Annotated in this window: 12 protein-coding genes; 6 read left to right on the forward strand and 6 right to left on the reverse strand. The window is 60.7% G+C overall.

The genetic code is table 11. The features are described from left to right. Nucleotides 1-41 precede the first annotated feature (41 nt). The 4 genes from V5E99_RS07445 to V5E99_RS07460 form a co-directional block, all read right to left on the reverse strand. Nucleotides 42-2,894 carry an RHS repeat domain-containing protein gene (locus V5E99_RS07445; protein WP_499801862.1) on the reverse strand — a complete coding sequence of 951 codons (2,853 nt, stop codon included), beginning with the start codon at nt 2,892-2,894 and terminating at the stop codon, nt 42-44. A 32-nt stretch (nt 2,895-2,926) separates the two neighbouring features. Then, on the reverse strand, nt 2,927-5,707 hold the full coding sequence (locus tag V5E99_RS07450) for an RHS repeat-associated core domain-containing protein (RefSeq protein WP_499801863.1): 2,781 nt from the start codon (nt 5,705-5,707) through the stop codon (nt 2,927-2,929). Continuing rightward, the gene (locus V5E99_RS07455; protein WP_499801864.1) at nt 5,704-10,227 is read right to left on the reverse strand and encodes a SpvB/TcaC N-terminal domain-containing protein; all 4,524 of its coding nucleotides are present in this window, start codon (nt 10,225-10,227) and stop codon (nt 5,704-5,706) included. Before V5E99_RS07455 ends, V5E99_RS07450 begins: the two co-directional genes overlap by 4 nt. 345 nt (nt 10,228-10,572) lie before the next feature. Continuing rightward, complete coding sequence (locus V5E99_RS07460; RefSeq protein ID WP_499801865.1) at nt 10,573-12,096, reverse strand: fumarate hydratase; 1,524 nt, start codon at nt 12,094-12,096, stop codon at nt 10,573-10,575. Between the two features lie 521 nt (nt 12,097-12,617). On the opposite strand from V5E99_RS07460, the gene V5E99_RS07465 reads away from it, so the two are divergent. The 4 genes from V5E99_RS07465 (at nt 12,618) to V5E99_RS07480 (ending at nt 17,050) form a co-directional block, all read left to right on the forward strand. Further along, nucleotides 12,618-13,724: a GGDEF domain-containing protein gene (locus V5E99_RS07465; RefSeq protein WP_499801866.1), complete on the forward strand. Its 1,107-nt coding sequence runs from the start codon at nt 12,618-12,620 to the stop codon at nt 13,722-13,724. Then, nucleotides 13,717-14,652, forward strand: a complete 936-nt coding sequence (locus V5E99_RS07470; protein WP_499801867.1) for an iron-sulfur-binding ferredoxin reductase — start codon at nt 13,717-13,719, stop codon at nt 14,650-14,652. Before V5E99_RS07465 ends, V5E99_RS07470 begins: the two co-directional genes overlap by 8 nt. A 31-nt stretch (nt 14,653-14,683) precedes the next feature. Beyond that, nucleotides 14,684-15,433, forward strand: a complete 750-nt coding sequence (locus V5E99_RS07475; protein WP_499801868.1) for an enoyl-CoA hydratase-related protein — start codon at nt 14,684-14,686, stop codon at nt 15,431-15,433. Between the two features lie 351 nt (nt 15,434-15,784). Then, nucleotides 15,785-17,050 carry an NHL repeat-containing protein gene (locus tag V5E99_RS07480; RefSeq protein WP_499801869.1) on the forward strand — a complete coding sequence of 422 codons (1,266 nt, stop codon included), beginning with the start codon at nt 15,785-15,787 and terminating at the stop codon, nt 17,048-17,050. Nucleotides 17,051-17,250: 200 nt separating this feature from the next. Here V5E99_RS07480 and pyk read toward each other — a convergent pair whose 3' ends face one another. After that, nucleotides 17,251-18,702: a pyruvate kinase gene (gene pyk / locus V5E99_RS07485; protein ID WP_499801870.1), complete on the reverse strand. Its 1,452-nt coding sequence runs from the start codon at nt 18,700-18,702 to the stop codon at nt 17,251-17,253. Between the two features lie 158 nt (nt 18,703-18,860). On the opposite strand from pyk, the gene V5E99_RS07490 reads away from it, so the two are divergent. Continuing rightward, nucleotides 18,861-19,244, forward strand: coding sequence for a tetratricopeptide repeat protein (locus tag V5E99_RS07490; RefSeq protein WP_499801871.1), 384 nt, complete (start codon nt 18,861-18,863; stop codon nt 19,242-19,244). Between the two features lie 242 nt (nt 19,245-19,486). Beyond that, entirely contained in the window at nt 19,487-19,846 is a 360-nt protein-coding gene (locus tag V5E99_RS07495) for a PilZ domain-containing protein (RefSeq protein WP_499801872.1), read from the forward strand. Nucleotides 19,847-20,505: 659 nt separating this feature from the next. Here the strand turns inward: V5E99_RS07495 and V5E99_RS07500 are convergent. After that, on the reverse strand, nt 20,506-20,871 hold the full coding sequence (locus tag V5E99_RS07500; protein ID WP_499801873.1) for a DUF6124 family protein: 366 nt from the start codon (nt 20,869-20,871) through the stop codon (nt 20,506-20,508). Between the last annotated feature and the right edge of the window lie 562 nt (nt 20,872-21,433).

The following is a 21,433-nucleotide window of genomic DNA, read 5'->3' on the forward strand; positions in this document are numbered from 1 at the left end:
CGGTGTGTGCGGGCAGGCTTGCCCGTGTAAAACCGATTCGCTTATGCAGCGGCTTTATGGCTGTTTCTGTGCTCTCGAAGGGTATTCACAACATTGTGGAGAATGCCGGTGACGACGTTCGTTTCATCTTGCAGGCTTTGAATGTCGATCCCGTAGATGTGAGTGATGGAAAGAGCATCGGCAAATTGGTGAATGTTAGCCATGCTCGATTCAATCGCCTCGGCGAGGCCAAGAATGCCACGCTCGTACTCATCCAGTTTGACGCCGGATTTCTCCCGGCTGGCCCCTATCGTTTCATCGATGATTTCAGGTAGCCCGAGTAACACGCCGACGCCACTGCTGATGGCGCTGATCGCTTCGGAGGGAAGTCCGGTCAGGGTCGCCTTCAATAGTTCGCTGGAGGCTTGCGCCGTGACTTCTTTTGTCAGCTTCAACTGTGAGCTCTGGGAGCTCAAGTTCATGTTCTGGTACTTGGCCTTGATGTATTCAACCAGGTCCATCAGCTTGTATTCGGCTTTTTGTATGATTTTCTCGGTCGTCAGCTTTTTGGTTTTCAAGTTGACGGATGCGCTCAGCCCAGTCCTTTCGGCAACGTAGTCCACCAGGCCGCTGGCGGCGGTTTTGGCGGCCAGTCCCAACCCTGCACCCACAATGTTGCCGATACCCGGCGCCACGGCACCCAGCGCTTGGGCCCCGACTCCGACACCAATCCCCACGCCGTAACTGATGGCCTTGCTTGCCACCAACACCATCGTCCTGCGCGTCGCGGCCAGAGCGATGTCTGAATCGGAACCCATGGCGCCGAGCTGCTGGCTGGCATCGCGCGCCCGGCGAGTGGTGATGCCCAATATCTCGATCTGACGCACCACTTGCTTGTTCAAGTGTTGTTTGGCGCGGCGTGTCGCGAGTTCTTGTCTGTTTTGCGCGTACTCGGCGTTTTCCGAGTGAATGATCCGGTCTATCCCGGCATCGAAATCCGCTACTTTTGGCCAGCGAATCTGGCCGTTGATGTCGGTGTAGTTGAGCGGGTTGTTTCCCACCATCGCGTACAGGTTCAGCCCATCCACGTCGCCGCCGGGGTCGGCACTGATCCAGCGTTGCAGCCAGGGCGCGTAGTAACGGGCGCCGTAAAAATACAGGCCGCTGAGGTCCATTTCCCTGCCCGAGTAGCGAAGGGTCTTGTACTCGGCTTCAATCTGCGAGCGGGCCGCCCACCAAGCCGTGCCGCCGTAGGGGTAGTAAATTTCCAGGCTGATCTTCAGGCCCTGGCGATCCAGTTCAAGGCTGCTGGAACCCAGTTGATCGTCGTGGCTGTAACGCAATTGATCCGGCTCGACACCGGCAGGCTGGCCGGCAACCCAATGCAGGCAACGAGCCGAACCAGAAGCCAGGGGCAGGGTGATGACATGCAATAACTCGCCACGGCTGTCGCTGCGAATCTGCAGCCCCGGCAGGTAGCGCACTTCGTGGCGATAGGTGACTGAAGGGGTGTGTGTTGTATGGCACTTGAGGACTCGCTCACCCTGACTGTAGAGGCAGGTTTCTTCATCGTCAGGCAGGCCGTTGCCGTGGCTGAGCAAGGTGATATTGCTCAATTGATCCCGGGCATTCCAGCTCATGGGCTGGCCTCGTTGCAGCGCCAGGAGGTTGCCGTGGCAATCGAACAATGAGTCGAAGTCCGGCTCTGGCTCACCGTCCTGCCAGCGCACCCCGCGATTGCTGGCCGCATCAATGCGCAATTGCCGGGTGTAGGTGTTGTTGCTGCGCACATGGCGCAACGTATCGAGGTTGTTGCCTGCGTCGTATTCGTAGTGTTCAACGTAGTTGTAGAGGTGGCCCGGGTCGATGGGGCTGATCAACTCCGGCAAACCGGGTTGAAGGTGGGGTATTTCGCCTTCGAAACCACTGGCACGGATCAAGCGGTACAACGAGTCGTAGGCGAACTCCCGAACACCGTCCACGCGCTGGTTGGCGAAAAACACTGTGGGCAAGGTGAAATCCTCGATGCGCAGCACGTTGCCCATGGGGTCGTAGCTGTACTTGAAGTGTTGTTGCAAGGCTTGGTTGGGCTTGCCGGACTTGAGAGTGCACAACCGACCGTCAGCCAGGTCGTACGTCCAGGTACTGACCACGTCGTTCGCGCTTGTCTGCTGCTCGATCTGCCCGGCGGCGTTGTAGAGCGCGTCCCGCAGGATCGCTTGTGGCTGGCTGTCATTCTTGAGTTGCACAAATACCCGTTTGAGCTGCCCGGCGATGTCGTAGTAAAGATCTTGTCGATGCCCGCCGGCATCGGTCTGGTGTAACAGGTTGCCGAGCGGGCTCCAGATCCGCTGGCTGGTGAACGTCTGCTGGTCGGTAAATGTCCGGGTTTCACTCAGGGGTTGTGCTTGCAGGTCATAGCTGCCGAAACTCACCACGCCCGAGGGGTCGGAGCATTCGATCAGTTGGCCGCGCCAGTTGTGTTCGGGGTCGGCCGAGGCGTTGGCATACGTGAGGCTTTCGACCTGCGGTACAGCGTTCTCTTCAACGCTGATTGCGCGCAATTGATTGTCGAAGGTGGTGCGCCAGTGATTGCCGCGCTGATCCCAGAGCTGCAGGACTTCACCGGCGATCCCGGTCAGGCTCAGGCGCCGGCCGGCATCGACACTGTCGGTTTTCAGCGGTTCGCCCGAGAGGCTATGGACCGATGCCGTGTTCGGCTTCGGTGCCCTGCCAAACAAGCGCGGGTCCCATTGTTCAGTCATTCGGCCAGCCACGTCGTGGAGTTGACGGGTGATCAGTGCTTGCGCTGCACCGTCAACGACGTTGCGCAGATAAGCGACTTGCCTGACGGGCAAGCCGCGACTGTCGATGGCCATCAGCGTCGGTGTATGCCGGTGAACGTTCGCTTCCATGGTCAGAGCCTGTTCATATTTGCCAATCAACATTACCTGTTCGCACGTGCTTGCCTGGCCAGAAAAAGGTTGTCAGTGGTGCCCATTTCTTTGTACTGCGTCATGCCCTTTTGAATGCGGCTGATGTAATCAAGGGTTTTGCGGGTTGCCTTTTTCAATCCTGCGCGGGTAATCGGCGCAAGCATTTCCTCGGGGGTCGTGCCGTTGACGTTGGGCAACACGTCGGCCGGGTAGATGATGTTTGTGCCCAATGCATCAAAAGCATTTTCGGCCCAGGCCCAGCGTTGCTCGGTGGCGGCTTTCCATTGCTCGACCATATTCTCGATTTTGCCGACCTTGACCGGGTCGAGCCGGTTCTTGATGTCTTCGGCTTCCACCGCCCGGGCGAACATGTTCAGCGCGCCGGGAATGATCGATATCCACGAGGCCATCACTCTGTTCATCACGAACACCGGATTGAGCACTGAGTTGAGCGCAGGATGGATCAATTCGTCCTTGATGCTTCTCCAGTTGGGCTGGATATCGTTGACGGGGGCAGGGATACCCAAATCGCTGTCAATCGCTGCGACGGAGATCGTCGAGGTTTGGGGGATGAGCGCGGACATCCACCCCGTGGTGCTTGTGATGGGGTTTGCCAGGGCTCCGGCCACATCCCCGCCAGCGTTGCCACCGATCAACGCATTCGGATCGGTGAATTGCACGGCGCGACGGCTGAGGTCTGGAAGATAGTTGCCTGCTTGCCCAGCCCCGAAAATTCCGCCTTCATAGCCGATGACGCCGGCGAGGGTTTCCCCCACCAGGTTTTTGAGCAAACTTCTATTGATGTTCGTTTGATGGATGATGTTGTGGACTTGCTCCAGTGTCAGCTCGGCATGACCCTCAAGCATGGAAATAAAACCCGAATACAGAAGAATCACGTTTTCTGCTTTCGCCGCCCCCATCTGATCCACATAGCGCAGCGGATTGTTGCCCACAAACCCATACAGATTCAGCCCGTCCACATCGCCCGCCGGGTCCGCGCTGACCCAGCGCTGCAACCACGGCGCGTAATAGCGGGCGTCGTAGTAGTACAACCCGCTGACATCCATCTCCTTGCCCGAATAACGAATCGTCTTGTAATCGACCTCGACAGCCGAGCGCGCCGCCCACCAGGCCGTGCCGCCGAAGGGGTAGTAGATTTCCTGGCTGATCAGCGCCCCGTTGCGGTCCAGTTCCAGGGTGCTGGAACCCAGGTGATCTTCGAGGCTGTAGCGCAACTGATCCTGCTCGATAGCCGCCGGTTTGCCCTTGACCCAGTGCAGGCAACGAACACCGCCCAGGGTGATGACGTGCAGTTCTTCGGCGTCGTCCAGGGTGCGGATTTCCAGACCTGGCAGGTAGCGCACCTGCCGAACATGGGCCACCGATTGCGCCTGGGTCACCAGCCGTTTGCTGACGCGCTGGCCCTGGCTGTAGAGGTAGGTTTCTTCATCGTGTGGCCCACCGCTGCGTTCCACCAGCCGGGCCACGGCTATTTGATCGCGGTTGTTCCAGATCAGCGGCTGGCCTGTTTGCAGCGACAGCAGATTGCCGTGGGCGTCGAAATGATCGTCGAACACAGGAGCAGGATCGCCCTCGGCCCAACGTACGGCGCGGTTGCTGGCCGGGTCGATACGCATCGTTTGCGTGTGATTATTGCCCGCGCGTACATGGCGCAGCGTCGTCAGGTTGCCACCCTCGTCGTATTCATAGCGCTGGACGTAGTTGTAGAGCTGGCCGTTGTCGATGGGCGTGACCGGTGTCGGCAAACCCGGGCGCAGATGCGGGGTTTGCGTTTCAAAACCGCTGGCGCTGGTCAATTGGTACAAGGAGTCATAGGTGAATTCGCGACGGCCGTCGATGCGCTGGTTGGCGAAGTGCACCGGCGCAAAGGCCTGATCGTCGATGGCCAGCACATTGCCGACCCGGTCGTAGCGGTAGCTGAGATTTTGCAACAGTGGCCGGCCAGGCACGCCGGCCTGCAGTTGCGTGAGCAAACCGTCAGCGGGGTCATATGCCCAGCGGCTGACCACGCCGTTGCCCGCGTGCTGTTCGCTGAGCTGACCGGTGGCGGTGTAATGGGTCTCGGTGATGAGGCCTTGCACCGCGCTGGCCGGGTCGATCCGCAGTTGCACCTGCATGAGCTGCCCGGCGATGTCGTGACGAAACAGTTGCTGATGATTGCCGGCATCGGTCTGCTCCAGCACCACGCCGAGTGCGCTGAAAACCCGGCGGCTGTGATAAGCCGAGCCATCGGCAAACTGCCGGGTTTCGCTCAATGCCTGGCTGCCCAGGCTATAGCCGTCGATGTTCAGGCTGCCCGCCGGATCGACTTGCTCGATCATCTGGCCACGCACGTTGTGCCCGGCGCTGGCCGAGGCATTGGCATAGGTGAATCGCTCGACATCCGGCACAGCGTTTTCTTCGACGGCGATCAGGCGCAATTGCTCGTCGTAAGTGCTTCGCCAGTGATTGCCCCGCTGGTCCCAGCGCCTAAGTACTTCACCGCCCACTCCGGCCAAGTTCAGGCGCCAGCCGGCATCGACGCTGTCGACCCTGACCGGTTCCCCCGACAGCCGATAGACCGTGCCCAGGTTAGGTCTTGGCGCATGGCCGAACAGGCGCGGGTCCCATTGCGCAATCAGTCGGCCAGCGTCGTCATGCTGCTGGCGGGTGATGAGGGTTTGGACCGTGGCACCGGCCTCCCTGCGCAGATAATCGACCTGACGAACCGGCAACCCGCGACAGTCATTGGCCGCCAGCGAAGGCGTGTGCCAGTGCACGGCGCTGTTCATGGCTCAAGCGGCTTATCTGGTGGCGCTGGTTGTTCGGTATCGTTGAAGTCGTGGCTGGCGCGATACCACGGATGCACGCTGTCGAAGGACACGTAGCCTTTGGCACTGATCACTTTGATCGGCCGGCCCAGGGCGTCGTAGAACTGTTGGTCGTGAGGGCCGAACTCACGAAAGGACGAGTCGCGGATGTAGCCGTGGGTATTGCAGAAGTAGGGACGGAACACCCGTGTCACCGCGCCTTTGTTGTTGTATTCGACCCGTTCGCTGATGCGCCAGCGCGGGTCGGCGAATGCCTCCACGGGTTTGCCGTCCACCACCTCCAGTTCGAGATTTTCATCGGCGCTGAAGGCCAGGCCCGGCTCGACTTTTTGCTGGGTTTGCAGGACACGGCCGAAGCCATCCACGCACGACTTGAGGATCTGGATCTGCTGCAACGGATCGTCGGGGTAGCGGTCGGCGGTGAGGACCACGCTGTGCACCGGTTCACGCGGTGCTGTCGCGATCAGGCCCTTCAGTGCCTGTTCGGCCAAGGTTCGGGATTTGAGCCGTGGCAACCGCCAACGGGCGCTGGCGCAAATGTGCAGGCTGGGCAGCACATAACCCTGGGCGATCCAGTCGGCCAGCCAGTCGGGTGTTTGCCGCACGGATTCGGGGAGTTGGCCCATCCAGCTGAACAGGTCTTTGCGCAGCACGCTGGCGGTTTTTTGCAGGGCGGCCTGTGGGTCGGCAATCGCCGGGTCCGGCAGCACGTTGTCGGGGCGAACGTATTCGTCCAGCGGCCGGAACCCGACAGGCCGGGCGTTTTCGCTGCCGTAAAAACTGATGGCCAGCGGCTGTCCGGAGGGTTCGTAAATAGCTTCCTGGAGATTGTCGTTGGCATCGATGATGCGCAGCGGTTGCAGCGCGTGGTAGTCGTAGGCGACCTGCGTGGTGCAGCCGTCCGGCAAGGTGACCTGGGTGATCGCCAGGTTGTACCGGTCATAGTCGGCCAGGGTGGGCCCATGACTTTGGGTTTCGTGGTATTCGCTCACGGTGTAGAAGTCGACAAGGTTGCCGTACGCGGCATAGCCGTACAGGGCCGACCACAGGTTTTGCTTCTGGTCTTCCAGCGGGTCCGGCTCAAGAAATAGCGGCATGGGCAGATAGCCGATCGCCGCCAGCTCTGCCCGGATGTCGAACGGCGGTGGCAGCACGTTGTAGGCGTTCAGTGCGGTTTCATCGAGTTGGGCGATTTCCTGGGGGGCGGCCAATGCTTCGAACTCGGCACTGCCATCGGGCAGCAGCGTGCTCCGATCTGCGGTTTTCACGTAGCGCTGCAACGCTTGGGTCGTCAGTTGCCGCTGTTCATTCCAGGCTGCGCTGGAGTCATATTCGGCCAGGCGTTCGTAACTGATGTCATCGGGATTGAGCCCCGAGGGCAACGAGCCTTTGGGCAGTTTCAGCGCATTGCCCCGTTGCCGATAAGGCAGCCCGAGGCGCCAGCCCTGAGGCGCGGTGAGGTGAATGAACTCGGCGCGGCTTTCGTTCAGGTAATAAAACTGCTGGGCCGGGTCATGGGCGTCACGCCACCAGGCTTGCTCATCGGCGTCTTCGAACGGCGGCGTGTCGTCGGCGGTTCTGCGCCGGGCGTAGTGAACGGTCAGCGCATGGGTCGGCAGGCCGAACTGATCCTGAGCCAGGGTGAATTCGTGCTGGCAGAGCGGGTCATCGATAAAACGTTCGTACTGATAGCGCAGGGTTTCCAGCGGCGAAGGCATCAGGATCGCGTAGGGTGAATGGCGGCTTTTCGCGCGCAATTCCCGGACTTTGTAGCGGTGCTCTTGCACCTGATAGGGTCGGTCGTCGTTCAGTGCATAGGTTTCCGAGCGCATGACCGAACCGGCGAGGGCCCGGGCGATTTCCCGGGCGCTGGTCTCGTCGGGAAGCAGCGGCTCATCGAATTCATCGTTGGCGTGATAACGGCAGAACAGTGTGTCGCCCAGTGGCCGGGCCTCGGGATCACGGCTGAAATAGCCGGCGCGGGGCATGTCGACCTGGCGTCCGGTATGGAACCAGGTACAGACCCGCGCGGGCGCCGTGAAACCGGGGGTGTCTTCATCCGGGCTGGCTTCGCTGTCGGTCTGGCGCAGTTGGCCGAAGCCACGGAACTCCCGTTCGAAACCGTCGTAGGTGCCTTCGGCATAGCTGAAGCTCTGCACCAGGCGATTGCCGGTGATTTCATCCTGCCGGGACTGTTCTTTGACCACTTGAATCGGGAACGGCAAGTACGACGCCGCCAGCATGTTGTGCAGGAACAACCGCTGCTTTTCATCCAGCCATTCCTGCGCCGAACTGCGATAGGTCACCTGAGTGCTGCAGCCCATATGGTTGTTGCTGGCGTTCAACAGGTAGGGCCGGGCGTCGACAAAGTCGTAACGCCAGTGCTGCGGTTTAATGTGCGGCACCGTCAGGATCAGGCTGCTGCAACCCAGGCCTTGCAGGTCGGCGAACGTCACCTGGCACAGGTTGTCGTAACGCACGCCTTCGGGCCAGGACACGTGCAGCGGCGTTTGCTCAAGGCCATTGCCGCCATGGTTGAAGTAAATGTCAAAGCCATCGGCGTTGAGGTAAATCAGCGCCGGCGCCCCGGAGCCGTCCAGATCGGCAATGCGCACGCGGGCGGCATCGAATTCGGCGTAGGCGAAGGGCAGGGCGCTCATCACAAAACCCCGGCCGAAACGCCCGTGCCCGAGGTTCGGCCAGCATCTGATTTCGTTGTGCCGAATGCGGCACAGCTCGTTCATGTCGCTGCCCAGCAGATTGCTCAGCAACACCAGTTCGCTGCGTGAGTTGCTGATCAGCGGCAAGCGGTCGTCATCAGGTTCATGGGGCATGTCCTGGCCCTTGGCAAACCCGTCTTCACGGCGATTGGCGTACAGGCGCACGCTTTTGGGGCCGATCAAGGCCAGGGAACTGAGGCCGTCGCCGGTCAGGTCGCCCAGTTGCGCCAGGCGATGAAAGTACTCCACCGGGAACGCGGTGAACGGAATAAACCCGGACCAACTGCGGTCGGGGTTGAGGGTGTGAAAACCGCTCAGGCCCGGTTGGGCGATGATCCAGTCCAGGCGCCCGTCACCGGTCAGGTCGGTGAGGGTTTGTTGCAGCGGTTTAGTCTGATCGGCGCGGGGTATCTGGCTCAGCGCTGTCCACGGGCCGTAAGCGATGTCATCGTCACCGGCCTCGCCGCGCAAGGGTTCGCGGTAGTACCAGCACTGGTCGTAGCGACACAAAAAACCGGGTACGCCCTCGCCGAACAGGTCGACGCATTGATAGCGCTGGCCATCCTCAAGGCCAGGCATGTGTTCGGACGGGAAAAAAGCGCTGGGTTGGGGATTGAGTTCGAACGCCGAATACTCGAATTGCACCGGCGGCATCGGTTCCATCGCGCTGCTGGCGTCGTACGCCTGATAGTGCGCGGCTTCCAATTGGTTGTAGCCCAGCGCCGTGGGGCGGTACTGGAGTAACAGACGTCGCACCAGCGCCGGGGCTGGCCCGAGCTCTTCGGGGAAGTGATGGAACATCAACACCTGCTGGCACAGGCGCCGAGTGCCGATTTCGAAGCCGAAGCCGTAAGCGTGCACCGGGTCACTGCGCTCCAGCCACGGCGCCAGTGCTTGTTCTGGCTGCCAGGGTGGGCCATAGATGGGGCTTTGATCCCATTGGCCGGTTCGTTCGCCGTAGTCGAACAGCAGGTGAAAATGCCAGTCCAGTGAGGCAGGATTTTCCACGGTCCAGGCATAAAGGTCGGCGCCGGGTTCGACATTGCCGTAGCACACGTGGTGCAGATAGCGTTGGGCGCGGTAGTCGTGCGGGGTATCAGGGCTGCGGGTTTGATCCTCGGCGAGGTAGTCGTAGCTGATGTGTTCGCCACGGGCATTCATGCTTTCGAGCAGCAGCCACATGCCGATGCGCCGAGGGGCATCCGGTTGGTCGGGGGCCGGTGGTTCTTCGCGACGGCAAGCGGCGGTTTTGCCATACACGTGCAGGCTGCCGTCGGCGCCGTGTACCAGCCAGAAGGGCGGTGCGTTTTCCGGTTGCCAGAGTTCGAGCAGCGCGAACGTGCTTTCGACCCGTGGCTGGTAGCGAACCACGCGATGCGTGCCCACCGCGACATTGCGGTAATGGGTTTCGGTGCGGGATTCGATGTTGCCCGCGTCATCGCGATCCGGCATCAACACCTCGCCGTCGGGGCCGAGCATCGCGTCGTCGTCGCGATACGCCGGCACACCTTTGCTGGTCTGGCGAGTGATAGCGCTGTTGTTCACGCCCCAGCCGATACCGAACGGGCCATTGCCGGCCTGACTGTTGTAGTGCAGCGACAGGCTCGGGTCAAAGCCGCGCCCGGCCGACATCGGCAACGGCAGTTCGAACGAGGCCGCCCCGGTAAAACCGATCGCCCCCCAGCTTTTGCCCACCGTGGCAATCGAGCCACTTCTGGAAATGGCGGGCGTGGTAATGCTCAGCGACGCTTGATCGTCCATTGCGCTTGATCCTGACTTGAGTCCGCTCCCGGTGCGGCATCGTGATGGGTCAACGCTATCAAGTCGGCGGCTGTGCGTAACCTGTCAGATTTGACAGGGGTAGGCGGTTTTTCTAGAACAAATGGATTACATTTTTCGGCGGGTTATAACAAATCGACAAAAAATCCATTGTGGGAGCGGGCTTGCTCGCGAAGAGGCCGTGCCAGTCACCCTCCATGTTGAATGACCCACCGCTTTCGCGAGCAAGCCCGCTCCCACAATGGGATGTGTGGTGTTTGGGGCGGGTAAAAAAAACGGCCGGGTCATCTGGAGAGACGACCCGGCCGTGTCTGGAAGGCGAAGCGCTTATTGCACTTCGACCGCCAGGCTTTCACTGATCTTTTTCTGCCAGATCGCAGGACCGGTGATGTGTACCGACTCGCCCTTGCTATCAACCGCAACGGTGACCGGCATGTCCTTCACGTCGAACTCGTAGATGGCTTCCATCCCCAGTTCGGCGAACGCCACGACGCGGGACTTCTTGATCGCTTGCGCCACCAGGTAAGCCGCGCCGCCGACTGCCATCAGGTACACGGCTTTGTAGTCCTTGATCGCTTCGATCGCGGTCGGGCCGCGCTCGGATTTGCCGATCATGCCCAGCAGGCCGGTTTGCTCGAGGATCTGACGGGTGAACTTGTCCATCCGCGTCGCGGTGGTCGGACCGGCAGGCCCCACCACTTCTTCGCGCACCGGATCAACCGGGCCGACGTAATAGATGAAGCGACCCTTGAGGTCCACCGGCAGGGTTTCACCCTTGTTCAGCATCTCGACCATGCGCTTGTGCGCGGCGTCGCGACCGGTGAGCATCTTGCCGTTGAGCAGGACGGTTTCGCCCGGCTTCCAGCTCTGCACGTCTTCCGGGGTCAGGGTGTCGAGGTTGACGCGACGGGCCGACGGGCCGGCTTCCCAGACGATTTCCGGGTAGGCGTCCAGCGGTGGCGCTTCCAGCGAGGCCGGGCCGGAACCGTCGAGCACGAAGTGGGCGTGACGGGTGGCGGCGCAGTTGGGGATCATGCACACCGGCAACGAAGCGGCATGGGTCGGGTAGTCCATGATCTTCACGTCGAGCACGGTGGTCAGGCCACCCAGGCCCTGGGCGCCGATGCCCAATTGGTTGACCTTCTCGAACAGTTCCAGGCGCATCTCTTCGATACGGTTGGACGGGCCGCGCTTTTTCAGCTCGTGGATGTCGATGGATTCCATCAACACTTCCTTGGCCATCACCGCGGCTTTCTCGGCGGTGCCGCCGATGCCGATGCCGAGCATGCCCGGTGGGCACCAGCCGGCGCCCATGGTTGGCACAGTCTTCAGAACCCAGTCGACGATCGAGTCGGACGGGTTGAGCATGGCCATTTTCGATTTGTTTTCGGAGCCGCCGCCCTTGGCCGCCACGTCCACTTCCACGGTGTTACCCGGAACGATGGAGTAGTGGATCACGGCCGGGGTGTTGTCCTTGGTGTTTCTACGAGCGCCCGCCGGGTCGGCGAGGATCGAGGCACGCAGGACGTTTTCCGGCAGGTTGTAAGCCTGGCGCACGCCTTGGTTGATCATGTCGTCCAGGCTCATGGTGGCGCCATCCCAGCGCACGTCCATGCCCACACGGACAAACACGGTCACGATGCCGGTGTCCTGGCAGATCGGGCGGTGGCCGGTGGCGCACATGCGCGAGTTGATCAGGATTTGCGCCATCGAATCACGGGCCGCTGGCGATTCTTCGCGCAGGTAGGCTTCGTGCATCGCCTGGATGAAATCAACGGGGTGGTAATAAGAAATGAACTGCAGGGCGTCGGCAACGCTCTGAATCAGGTCGTCTTGCTTGATCACGGTCATGAGTCGCGCTCCTCTAAAAGACGGGAACATTCAATAAGGTGCTTGCAGCTTGGGTGCATCGGTCGGTTGCAAGCACCTTTACAAGGCACGCCGGGGCTGCTGGCGCGACGCTAAAAAGGCGCGGCAGTATAACGCGCCTCGCTGGCGGGCACACGCGTCAGCAGTCAGTCGTTGGTCGCATACGCAGGCCCGCTCTGTGAATCCGATGCCCGTAGGAGCTGCGTAGGAGCTGTGTAGGAACTGTCGAGTGAAACGAGGCTGCGATCTTTTGACCTTTTGATATTTCGCTTGAGACTCAAGTGAACTCGGAAAGATCGCAGCCTCGTTTCACTCGACAGCTCCTACGCAGCTACAAGGGGAGACGGTGTGTCAGGTGAAAAACGGGGGATTTAAGTCAGTGTTCTGACGCCATTTTTCCGCCCGAAAAATTGAATGGTCATTTATCAGGCACGCCACTAAAGTGGCAATCGGCCTGTTGAGTAGGACACTTTTCAGCCTCTATTCCTTCGGTGAGTCAACGATTGACCCATAACGCCATCCAGCGCCTGTTGCTCAAACGTTTCGCCCTCGCGGCCGGCACCTATGCCCTGGCATTGCTGCTGCTGTGGCTGACGTTTTTTACCGGGCACTACGATGCGCCGTTGGCCAGTGTGGCCATTGGCAGTGCGTTGGTGGTGATCAGTCAGGCGGCGCTGTTCGCGGTTTTTCACAGCGGCTGCAACCTGCGGTTCAGCGACCCCAGCCTGACCGAAGCCCAGGTATTGATGGGCCTGGGCTGGCAAACCTGGTTTATCGCGCATCTGGATGAGGCTCGCGGCGCGTTTCTGGTGTTTTACGTGCTGATCCTGTTGTTCGGCCTGTTTCACCTGTCGCGGCGGGTGTTCGTGCGGTGCGCGTTGCTGGTGTTCTTCAGTTTCAGCGCGATCACCTTGTGGGATGCCTACCAGTTCCGGCTCGCCGACCCACCGCTGGCGGCGCTGCAAGTTTGTGTGTTGTTCATCGTGCTGGTGTGGCTGGTGCTTTACGCCCGCTACGTGCAGACCTCCCGCCAACGCATGCGCCAACGGCGCTTTGCCTTGCAGGCGCATCAGGACACCCTGCGCGGGATGATGCGCCAGCTCGAAGACCTGGTGGCCACCGATGAGCTGACCGGGCTGTTCAACCGCCGCCACTTCCTGCGCCTGGCCTCCCGGGAACTCAATGCCATGGACGCCGGCGTGGTCCACGGCCTGGCGCTGATCGACCTCGACCATTTCAAACGCATCAACGATGTGCACGGCCATGCCGCCGGCGATCAGGTGTTGCAAGCCTTCGCCGCCGTGGCCACGGCGTGCCTGCGCGACGGCGATGTGTTGGCCCGCTATGGCGGCGAAGAGTTTGTAGTGCTGTTGCCCGATTGCGACGCCGAGCGCCTGACCGCGTGTTGCGAGCGACTGCGCATTGCCTTCACCGACGTCGAACTGGTGGGCCTGAAGGTGCGCAACCTCAGCCTGTCGGCGGGCATGACCTTGCTGGAACTGGGCGACGACCTCGACGACGCCCTGCAACGCGCCGACCAGGCGCTGTACCGCGCCAAGCGCGATGGCCGTAACCGGTGCGCGGCGGCGTGGGAGAACGTCGATGCCTGAGTTGCGGGTCGGCGACCGCCACTGGTCGGTGGCGGCGGGCAGCAACTTGCTCGATGCCCTGAATCAAAACGGCGTGTCGGTGCCTTACAGTTGCCGCGCCGGCAGTTGCCATGCGTGCCTGGTGCAATGCGTGCAAGGCACGCCCGGCGACAGTCGCCCCGATGCCCTGAGCGCCGAACAACGTCAGCAAGGTTGGCGCCTGGCCTGTCAGTGTTCGGTCATCGAAGACTTGCAGGTTCACACCTTTGACCCGCAGCGCGACGGTCGCCCGGCCGATGTCGCTGCGGTGGATTGGCTCAGCGCTCATGTGTTGCGGTTGCGCCTGATCCCTCAGCGGCCGTTGCGCTACAGCGCCGGTCAGCACCTGGTGTTGTGGACCGGTCACGTGGCGCGGCCGTATTCACTGGCCAGCCTGCCGGAAGAAGACCGTTTCCTGGAGTTTCACCTCGATTGCCGTCAGCCCGGTGAATTCAGCGATGCGGCCCGTCAGTTGCAGATCGGCGACACGCTGCGCCTCGGCGAATTGCGCGGCGGCGCCTTGCATTACGACCCGGACTGGCAAGGCCGACCATTGTGGCTGTTGGCCGCCGGCACCGGGTTGGGACCGTTGTTCGGCGTATTGCGCGAGGCGTTGCGCCAGGATCACCAAGGCGCCATCCGCGTTATTCACCTGGCCCATGACGCCGACGAGCATTACCTGGCCAAACCGCTGCAAGCCATGGCCGCCGGCCGCGAAAACCTCACGGTCGAGCTCTGGACTCCGGCCGAGTTGCCCCAGGCGTTGGCGCAACTGCGGCTTGTTTCCCGGCAAACCCTGGCCTTACTCTGCGGTGGCCCCGACAGCGTCGACGCCTTTGCCCGGCGCCTGTACCTGGCGGGACTGCCGCGCAACCAACTGCTGGCCGATACCTTCCTGCCCCGTGGTTGAGCGCTGATCGTTTAACGACGCGAGACTCACCATGACCAATGCCATCCAGGTTGAACGCGAGCGCGGTCTGCTGACCCTGCGCCTCAATCGCCCCGACAAGAAAAACGCCCTGACCCGCGCCATGTACAGCCACTTGGCCGAGGCACTGAAGCAGGCCGACAGCGACCCGGAAATCAACGCCGTGCTGATCACCGGCAGCAGCGAGTGCTTCACCGCTGGCAACGACATCGCTGATTTCATCCAGCAACCGCCGAGCAACCTCGACAGCCCGGTGTTCCACTTCATGCTCAACCTGCTCGACTGCCGCAAACCGGTGATCGCCGCCGTGGCGGGGGCGGCGGTGGGGATTGGCACGACGTTGTTGCTGCATTGCGACCTGGTGTATGTCAGCCGTGATGCGCGGTTGCGCATGCCGTTTGTCAATCTCGGGTTATGCCCGGAATTCGGTTCCAGCCTGATCCTGCCCCGTTTGCTCGGCCACGCCAAAGCGGCGGAATTGCTGTTGCTCGGCGAAGGTTTCACGGGCGAACAAGCCGCCGCGTGGGGCGTCGCTACCGAAGCGCTGGGCAGTGGCGAAGCGGCATTGGCCAAGGCGCGGGAGATGGCGTTGCGCTTTGAATCGCTGCCACCGGAGGCGGTGCGCATCAGCAAGCAATTGATGAAAGGGCCGGACCGGGAACTGATCCGCAAGGTGATTGAAGAGGAGGGCGCGTTGTTTACCCAGCGCTTGCGCTCGCCGGAAGCGATGGCGGCGTTGTCGGGGTTTATCAATCGACGTTGAACCTTGTGGTGATGGGGCGGGCCTCTTCGCGAGCAAGCCCGCTCCCACAGGGGATTGGTGAACACTAGAGATCCAATGTGTGGGCTTGCTCGCGAAGAGGCCCGCCCAGACCACACAAATCCTCGAGGTTGCCAAAACCCCCGCTGCCGGCGCTTTCCCTACCGCTGATTCGCAAATTGCCTCGTGTGTCTACTGTCAGGTTTGACAGTAGACGCCTGCAAAAGCACTGATCTTTAATGCCCACTCACGCAGGGATTGCCCCGACGATTTCTCAACGGCGTTCAGCACGTTGTATTGCTCCGCTCTGCCAGGCAGTCACCTACGTTCCTCTGACTTCAGGAGTGGCGAGCAATGACAACCCAACACACAGCGGCGGCAGGTGATCTGGACCTGGATTTTGGCGATCAAGGCAGGGTGCACCTCGTTGGACCCAATAGTGACAAAATCAGGGTCAAAGACGTTCGTACCGGGCCCGGGCAAAAGATTTACTTTGCCGCAGAAACCGGCATCAACCTTCACAGTTACGCATTGGGCCGCTTGAACACCGACGGCAGTCCCGACTTGAGCTTTGGTGACAATGGCCTGACCAGCGGGCGACTTGCCTTTCAAAACTCCACCGTCCATTCGTTTGCTTTTACCCAGGACTCCCAATTGCTGCTGCTGGGGACGGCGACCTCGGCTGCGAACCAGGCGCCAGCCCTGGCGCGGTTTACCGAAAATGGAACGCTCGATACCCGCTTTGGGACTGACGGTTATGTGCGCCTTGATCGGCTCGGCAACACAGAAGCGTCAGCCCCGGCTGCACAAGCCTCGTCTTCAGTCTTGGGTGATGCGAGCTCGGGTGGGCTGGAAGTGCTCCCGGACGGCAAAATTCTCGGTTTTGCAGATTTTAAGATGGATGGCGGGGTGATTTTCCGTCTTCACCCTGACGGTTCGCTGGACAACAGCTTCAACGGTGATGGCTATGTGCGGGTGGTTAAGCCCGGTAACAGCAATACCGTATTGAATAACATCATGGTTCAGGCCGACGGCAAGTGCCTGGGCTGCGGGGAGACTTCCGTAGGCGGCAGGCCCGCGGGTATGTTCGTGCGTTATGGGGTTGATGGCCGTCTTGACCCCTCGTTCGGTCAGAACGGCTGGGTGCTGACCGCAGTCCCCGGCAACGGCAGTTCTTTACGGTTCTATGCGATGGCCCGGCAACCCAACCAGCGCATTCTCGGTATCGGCTACGCTCACGTTGAAAAAGATCTGGGCGCTCTGGTCAGCCTGGAACCTGACGGCAGCCCCAGTATCCAGTTCAACGGGGGTAATCCGCTGCTCAGCGCACCCGATGACGCAGATAACACCGTTTGGTACAGCGGCGCGATTCAGCGGGATGGGAAAATCCTCGTGACTGGAGGTTCCGCTGTTGTCAGTTTTGACGCCGATGTGGTGGTGGCCCGTCTGATCGACGGCGCCTTCGACCTTTCGTTCAACGGCAAGGGCTGGGTACGAACCGCCGCTGAGCAAGGAAACAAACTGGTGGCGAGCAGCCTGGCTGTGCAAGTCGACGGGAAAATCCTCGTGGCTGCCAATAACAACTTCTATGACGGCCTCATTTTGCGCTATCACGGGTGAGTCGGTATTGAGCCTTGTAGTGATTGGGCGGGCCCCTTCGCGAGCAAGCCCGCTCCCACAGGGGATCGGTGAACACTGCAAATCCAATGTGGGCGGGCTTGCTCGCGAAGAGGCCCGCCCAGACCACACAAACCCTGGCCCAGAAACCAAAAAGCCCCGCCATTCACATGGCGGGGCTTTGGTTTTTCAGCGCTCGGTACTTAAACCATCGGGTCGCCAACGTGCAGGATTTTCATCCCGTTGGTGCCGCCGATGGTGTGGTAGCTGTCGCCCTTGGTCAGGATGACCCAGTCGCCTTTCTCCACGACGCCGCGCTTGAGCAACTCGTCGATCGCGGCCTGGCTGACTTGCTCAGGCGGCAGCGATGCCGGGTCGAACGGGACGGTGTAGACGCCACGGAACATGGCCGCGCGGGCCTGGGTTTCGCGGTGCGGGGAGAACGCGTAGATCGGCACCGAGGAACGGATGCGCGACATGATCAACGGCGTGTAACCACTTTCGGTCAAAGCGATGATCGCCTTCACACCCGGGAAGTGGTTGGCGGTGTACATGGCCGCCAGGGCGATGGACTGGTCGCAGCTTTCGAAGACCTTGCCGATGCGGTGGCTGGAGGTCTTGCTGGTCGGGTGCTTTTCAGCGCCGACGCAGATGCGCGCCATCGCTTGCACGGCTTCCAGCGGGTACAGGCCAGCGGCACTTTCAGCCGAGAGCATCACGGCGTCGGTGTAGTCGAGCACGGCGTTGGCTACGTCGGAGACTTCGGCGCGGGTCGGCATCGGGTTCTGGATCATCGACTCCATCATCTGGGTCGCGACGATCACTGCCTTGTTGTGGCGGCGTGCGTGCAGAATGATTTTCTTCTGGATGCCCACCAGCTCGGCGTCGCCGATTTCCACGCCCAGGTCACCACGGGCCACCATGACGGCGTCGGATGCCATGATCAGCGCATCGAGGGTGTCGTCGTCGGCCACGGCTTCGGCGCGTTCGATCTTCGCCACCAGCCAGGCAGTACCGCCGGCCTCGTCGCGCAGTTGACGGGCGTATTCCATGTCGGCCGCGTCACGCGGGAAGGACACGGCGAGGTAGTCGACTTCCATTTCGGCGGCGAGCTTGATGTCAGCCTTGTCTTTTTCAGTCAGGGCTGGCGCGGTCAGGCCACCGCCTCGACGGTTGATGCCTTTGTGGTCCGACAACGGACCGCCGATCAGCACGGTGCAGTGCAGTTCGGTGGCGGTGGCGGTATCGACGCGCATCACTACGCGACCGTCGTCGAGCAGCAGCTCGTCGCCCACGCCGCAATCCTTGACCAGGTCCGGGTAGTCGATGCCGACCACTTGCTGGTTGCCTTCGGTCAGCGGATGGCTGGTGGAGAAGGTGAATTGATCACCGATCTTCAGCTCGATCTTCTTGCCGGCGAATTTGGCGATACGGATTTTCGGGCCTTGCAGGTCACCCAGCAGGGCGACGAAGCGGCCGTGCTTGGCGGCGAGGTCACGCACCAGCTTCGCGCGAGCCTTGTGCTCGTCGGGGGTGCCGTGGGAAAAGTTCAGGCGGGCGACGTCCAGGCCAGCCAGAATCAGCTGTTCGAGAACTTCCGGCGAGTTACTGGCCGGGCCAAGGGTAGCGACGATTTTGGTGCGACGGACGGACATGCATAGACTCCTGAGTTCAAGCGCTGAGTGAGGCTACTATGCTCTCCGGCTGTAGTCATTGTTCGTTTGCACTACTTATTCGTTTCTTTCTTTAAACGAACATTCCTGAAGATTTCCGCCAAGGGGTCGATACAGAACTCAAGACAGGAGAACCTCCCATGCGATTCGTGCCCATTGCCGCCCTTGCCCTCAGTGTCCTCAGTGTCACGGGCTGCACCCGTTGGTCGATGAACCATCATTTGAATAACGCCTACAGCGCCTATGACCGGGGCAATTGCGAGCAAGTGATGCTCGAATTGTCCAAAGTCGACCGCGCCAGCCGTGCCCGGCCTTATGTGCGACCGGAAGTGTCGATGATGCGCGGCCAGTGTCTGGAACGGCAGAAACTGTTTGTCGATGCCGCGCAAACCTACCAGTTCATCATTGCCTCGTACCCGCAAAGCGAATACGCCTACCGTGCCCGGGCACGCCTGGAAACGCTTGAGTCGCTGGGCCATTACCCGACCCGCAGCGCTGCGGTTGTACAACCTACCCGCTTCTGATGATGAATCTCATACAAAGGCTGGCCGTGTGTATAGGCTGAGCTATAGTCGAATAACGGTCCTGGAGCCTTGCCTCCAGACCGAGGCAACACCTGCGACTGGCAGCGGTAAGTGGCAGCGGATGGGATGGACTGTCACACCGGAAGCGGGGAGAGCGTGCCCGTCCTGCCTATCAAGTGCAGAAGGCCCGTTCCGAAGCATTAGTGCGGCTCTGCTTAAGGGCCTTGCGTAGCGAATTCAGCATGTTTACTGACCGCCGTATCGAGCGGCATCAACTGCCGTATTTTCTGAAAGTGTTCAACAGCATCACTGACAAACCCATCGGCTTTCTGGGCAATGTGTCTGAAGACGGGCTGATGCTGATCAGTCAGTTGCCGATGATGCTTGGCGTTGACTTCGACTTGCGCCTGAAAATCCCTGCCAGCGATGGTTGCATGCAGGTGATCGACCTGCGGGCGTGTTGTTTGTGGTGCCACGAAGACGCGACCCCTCACCACTATGACGCCGGGTTCAGCCTGCAATGGGCGCCGCCGGAATATGGGCAACTGGTGAGTGCGTTGCGCCAGTACTTCAGTTTTCAGCCGTTGCCGGCCTCGGCCTGAGAAGCAAAAGATCGCAGCCTGCGGCAGCTCCTACGTGGACGATTTGGTACCGCTCTGTAGGAGCTGCCGAAGGCTGCGATCTTTTGACCTTGGCGTTAAGGCGTACTAATCGCCGGCTCGTTCTCCAGCGTCTTCTCGACCAGCAATAACCCCAACTCAGTTTTCAGCCGTTGCCGGCTTCTGCCTGAGAAGCAAAAGATCGCAGCCTGCGGCAGCTCCTACGCGGACGATTTGGTACTCCTCTGTAGGAGCTGCCGAAGGCTGCGATCTTTTGACCTTGCCGTTAAGGCGTACTAATCGCCGGCTCGTTTTCCAGCGTCTTCTCGACCAGCAATAACCCCAACTCAGTTTTCAGCCGTTGCCGGCCTCGGCCTGAGAAGCAAAAGATCGCAGCCTGCGGCAGCTCCTACGCGGACGATTTGGTACCGCTCTGTAGGAGCTGCCGCAGGCTGCGATCTTTTGACCTTGCCGTTAAGGCGTACTAATCGCCGGCTCGTTTTCCAGCGTCTTCTCGACCAGCAACAACCCCAACTCAGTTTTCAGCCGTTGCCGGCTTCTGCCTGAGAAGCAAAAGATCGCAGCCTGCGGCAGCTCCTACGCGGACGATTTGGTACCGCTCTGTAGGAGCTGCCGCAGGCTGCGATCTTTTGACCTTGGCGTTAAGGCGTACTAATCGCCGGCTCGTTTTCCAGCGTCTTCTCGACCAGCAATAACCCCAACTCACTCAACTGATAAATCGCCATCGCCAGGTGCCGTGGCTTGTCGTCCAGGCTTTCGGCCAGGTCGAGCAGCAGGAGGTTGACCGAGGTAAAGGTTTCGAACGTCTGGATATTGATGGCTTGGGCATTGGCATCGGGGGCGACGGCGAACATTTGCATGGCTCGATCCTTTGGGACGCGCAGGTGATGGGTGTTGGGCTTGAGGTAGTGATCGAGGGCGCGGTCGGCGGCCTCGCGGAGTTTTTTTGCATCGAGGGTGGCCGAAAACGGGTCCGTTTTCGGCGGATTGGGTGTGGCTTTGAACATCGTCATATCTCCGTGGAGCTACCACCGATTCGCGACTAAACGAATGAGGTGGCGGCTGTACACAGGTTAGTCGACCGGCGGAGATACGAAATTCCGGCGCGCCCGAGGGCGCCCTGTGCACAGCCACCATAACGTTCAGGAAGGGGGATAGGGACATCCCGACCGTCTGGAGGAAAGTGCAACTTCGTATCACCGCCGGGCGACTAAACCCGGCCGCTGCCTATCAGCGACACGGATCAAGTTACGGGGCAGGCACGAAGCGCACAAGCCGGCCGATTCTGGCGCAGCTGTAGGCAAAGACGCAAGGTTGCGTAGGCTTCAAAATTCGTCGGAAAAGTCCGTAGGACCGTTCGTCTGAACTGTCAGGTTTGACAGGTGTTGGCGCAGGCTCTGTTCGCGTTGAATGGCCTCAACGAAACGCCAATCGCGCCCCACGTTGGAGAGCCTGATCATGTCGGACCAACCAGACAAACCAGACGCACCTATGGAGCCATTAGCTGAGACTGATCCTGTCTATTGGCCTCTGCAGTTTCCCGTACCCTGGGAAGGAGTGGCCAACACA

This window comes from Janthinobacterium sp. LPB2021202312-11-4 (assembly GCF_037049705.1).
In the GTDB taxonomy this organism is placed as follows: domain Bacteria; phylum Pseudomonadota; class Gammaproteobacteria; order Pseudomonadales; family Pseudomonadaceae; genus Aquipseudomonas.

Excerpts from the sequence above, each read along its gene's own strand:
- V5E99_RS07445 (WP_499801862.1), bottom strand. The coding sequence starts at position 2,894 with ATGGAAGCGAACGTTCACCGGCATACACCGACGCTGATGGCCATCGAC.
- V5E99_RS07450 (WP_499801863.1), bottom strand. The coding sequence starts at position 5,707 with ATGAACAGCGCCGTGCACTGGCACACGCCTTCGCTGGCGGCCAATGAC.
- V5E99_RS07455 (WP_499801864.1), bottom strand. The coding sequence starts at position 10,227 with ATGGACGATCAAGCGTCGCTGAGCATTACCACGCCCGCCATTTCCAGA.
- V5E99_RS07460 (WP_499801865.1), bottom strand. The coding sequence starts at position 12,096 with ATGACCGTGATCAAGCAAGACGACCTGATTCAGAGCGTTGCCGACGCC.
- V5E99_RS07470 (WP_499801867.1), top strand. The coding sequence starts at position 13,717 with ATGCCTGAGTTGCGGGTCGGCGACCGCCACTGGTCGGTGGCGGCGGGC.
- V5E99_RS07475 (WP_499801868.1), top strand. The coding sequence starts at position 14,684 with ATGACCAATGCCATCCAGGTTGAACGCGAGCGCGGTCTGCTGACCCTG.
- V5E99_RS07480 (WP_499801869.1), top strand. The coding sequence starts at position 15,785 with ATGACAACCCAACACACAGCGGCGGCAGGTGATCTGGACCTGGATTTT.
- pyk (WP_499801870.1), bottom strand. The coding sequence starts at position 18,702 with ATGTCCGTCCGTCGCACCAAAATCGTCGCTACCCTTGGCCCGGCCAGT.
- V5E99_RS07490 (WP_499801871.1), top strand. The coding sequence starts at position 18,861 with ATGCGATTCGTGCCCATTGCCGCCCTTGCCCTCAGTGTCCTCAGTGTC.
- V5E99_RS07495 (WP_499801872.1), top strand. The coding sequence starts at position 19,487 with ATGTTTACTGACCGCCGTATCGAGCGGCATCAACTGCCGTATTTTCTG.
- V5E99_RS07500 (WP_499801873.1), bottom strand. The coding sequence starts at position 20,871 with ATGTTCAAAGCCACACCCAATCCGCCGAAAACGGACCCGTTTTCGGCC.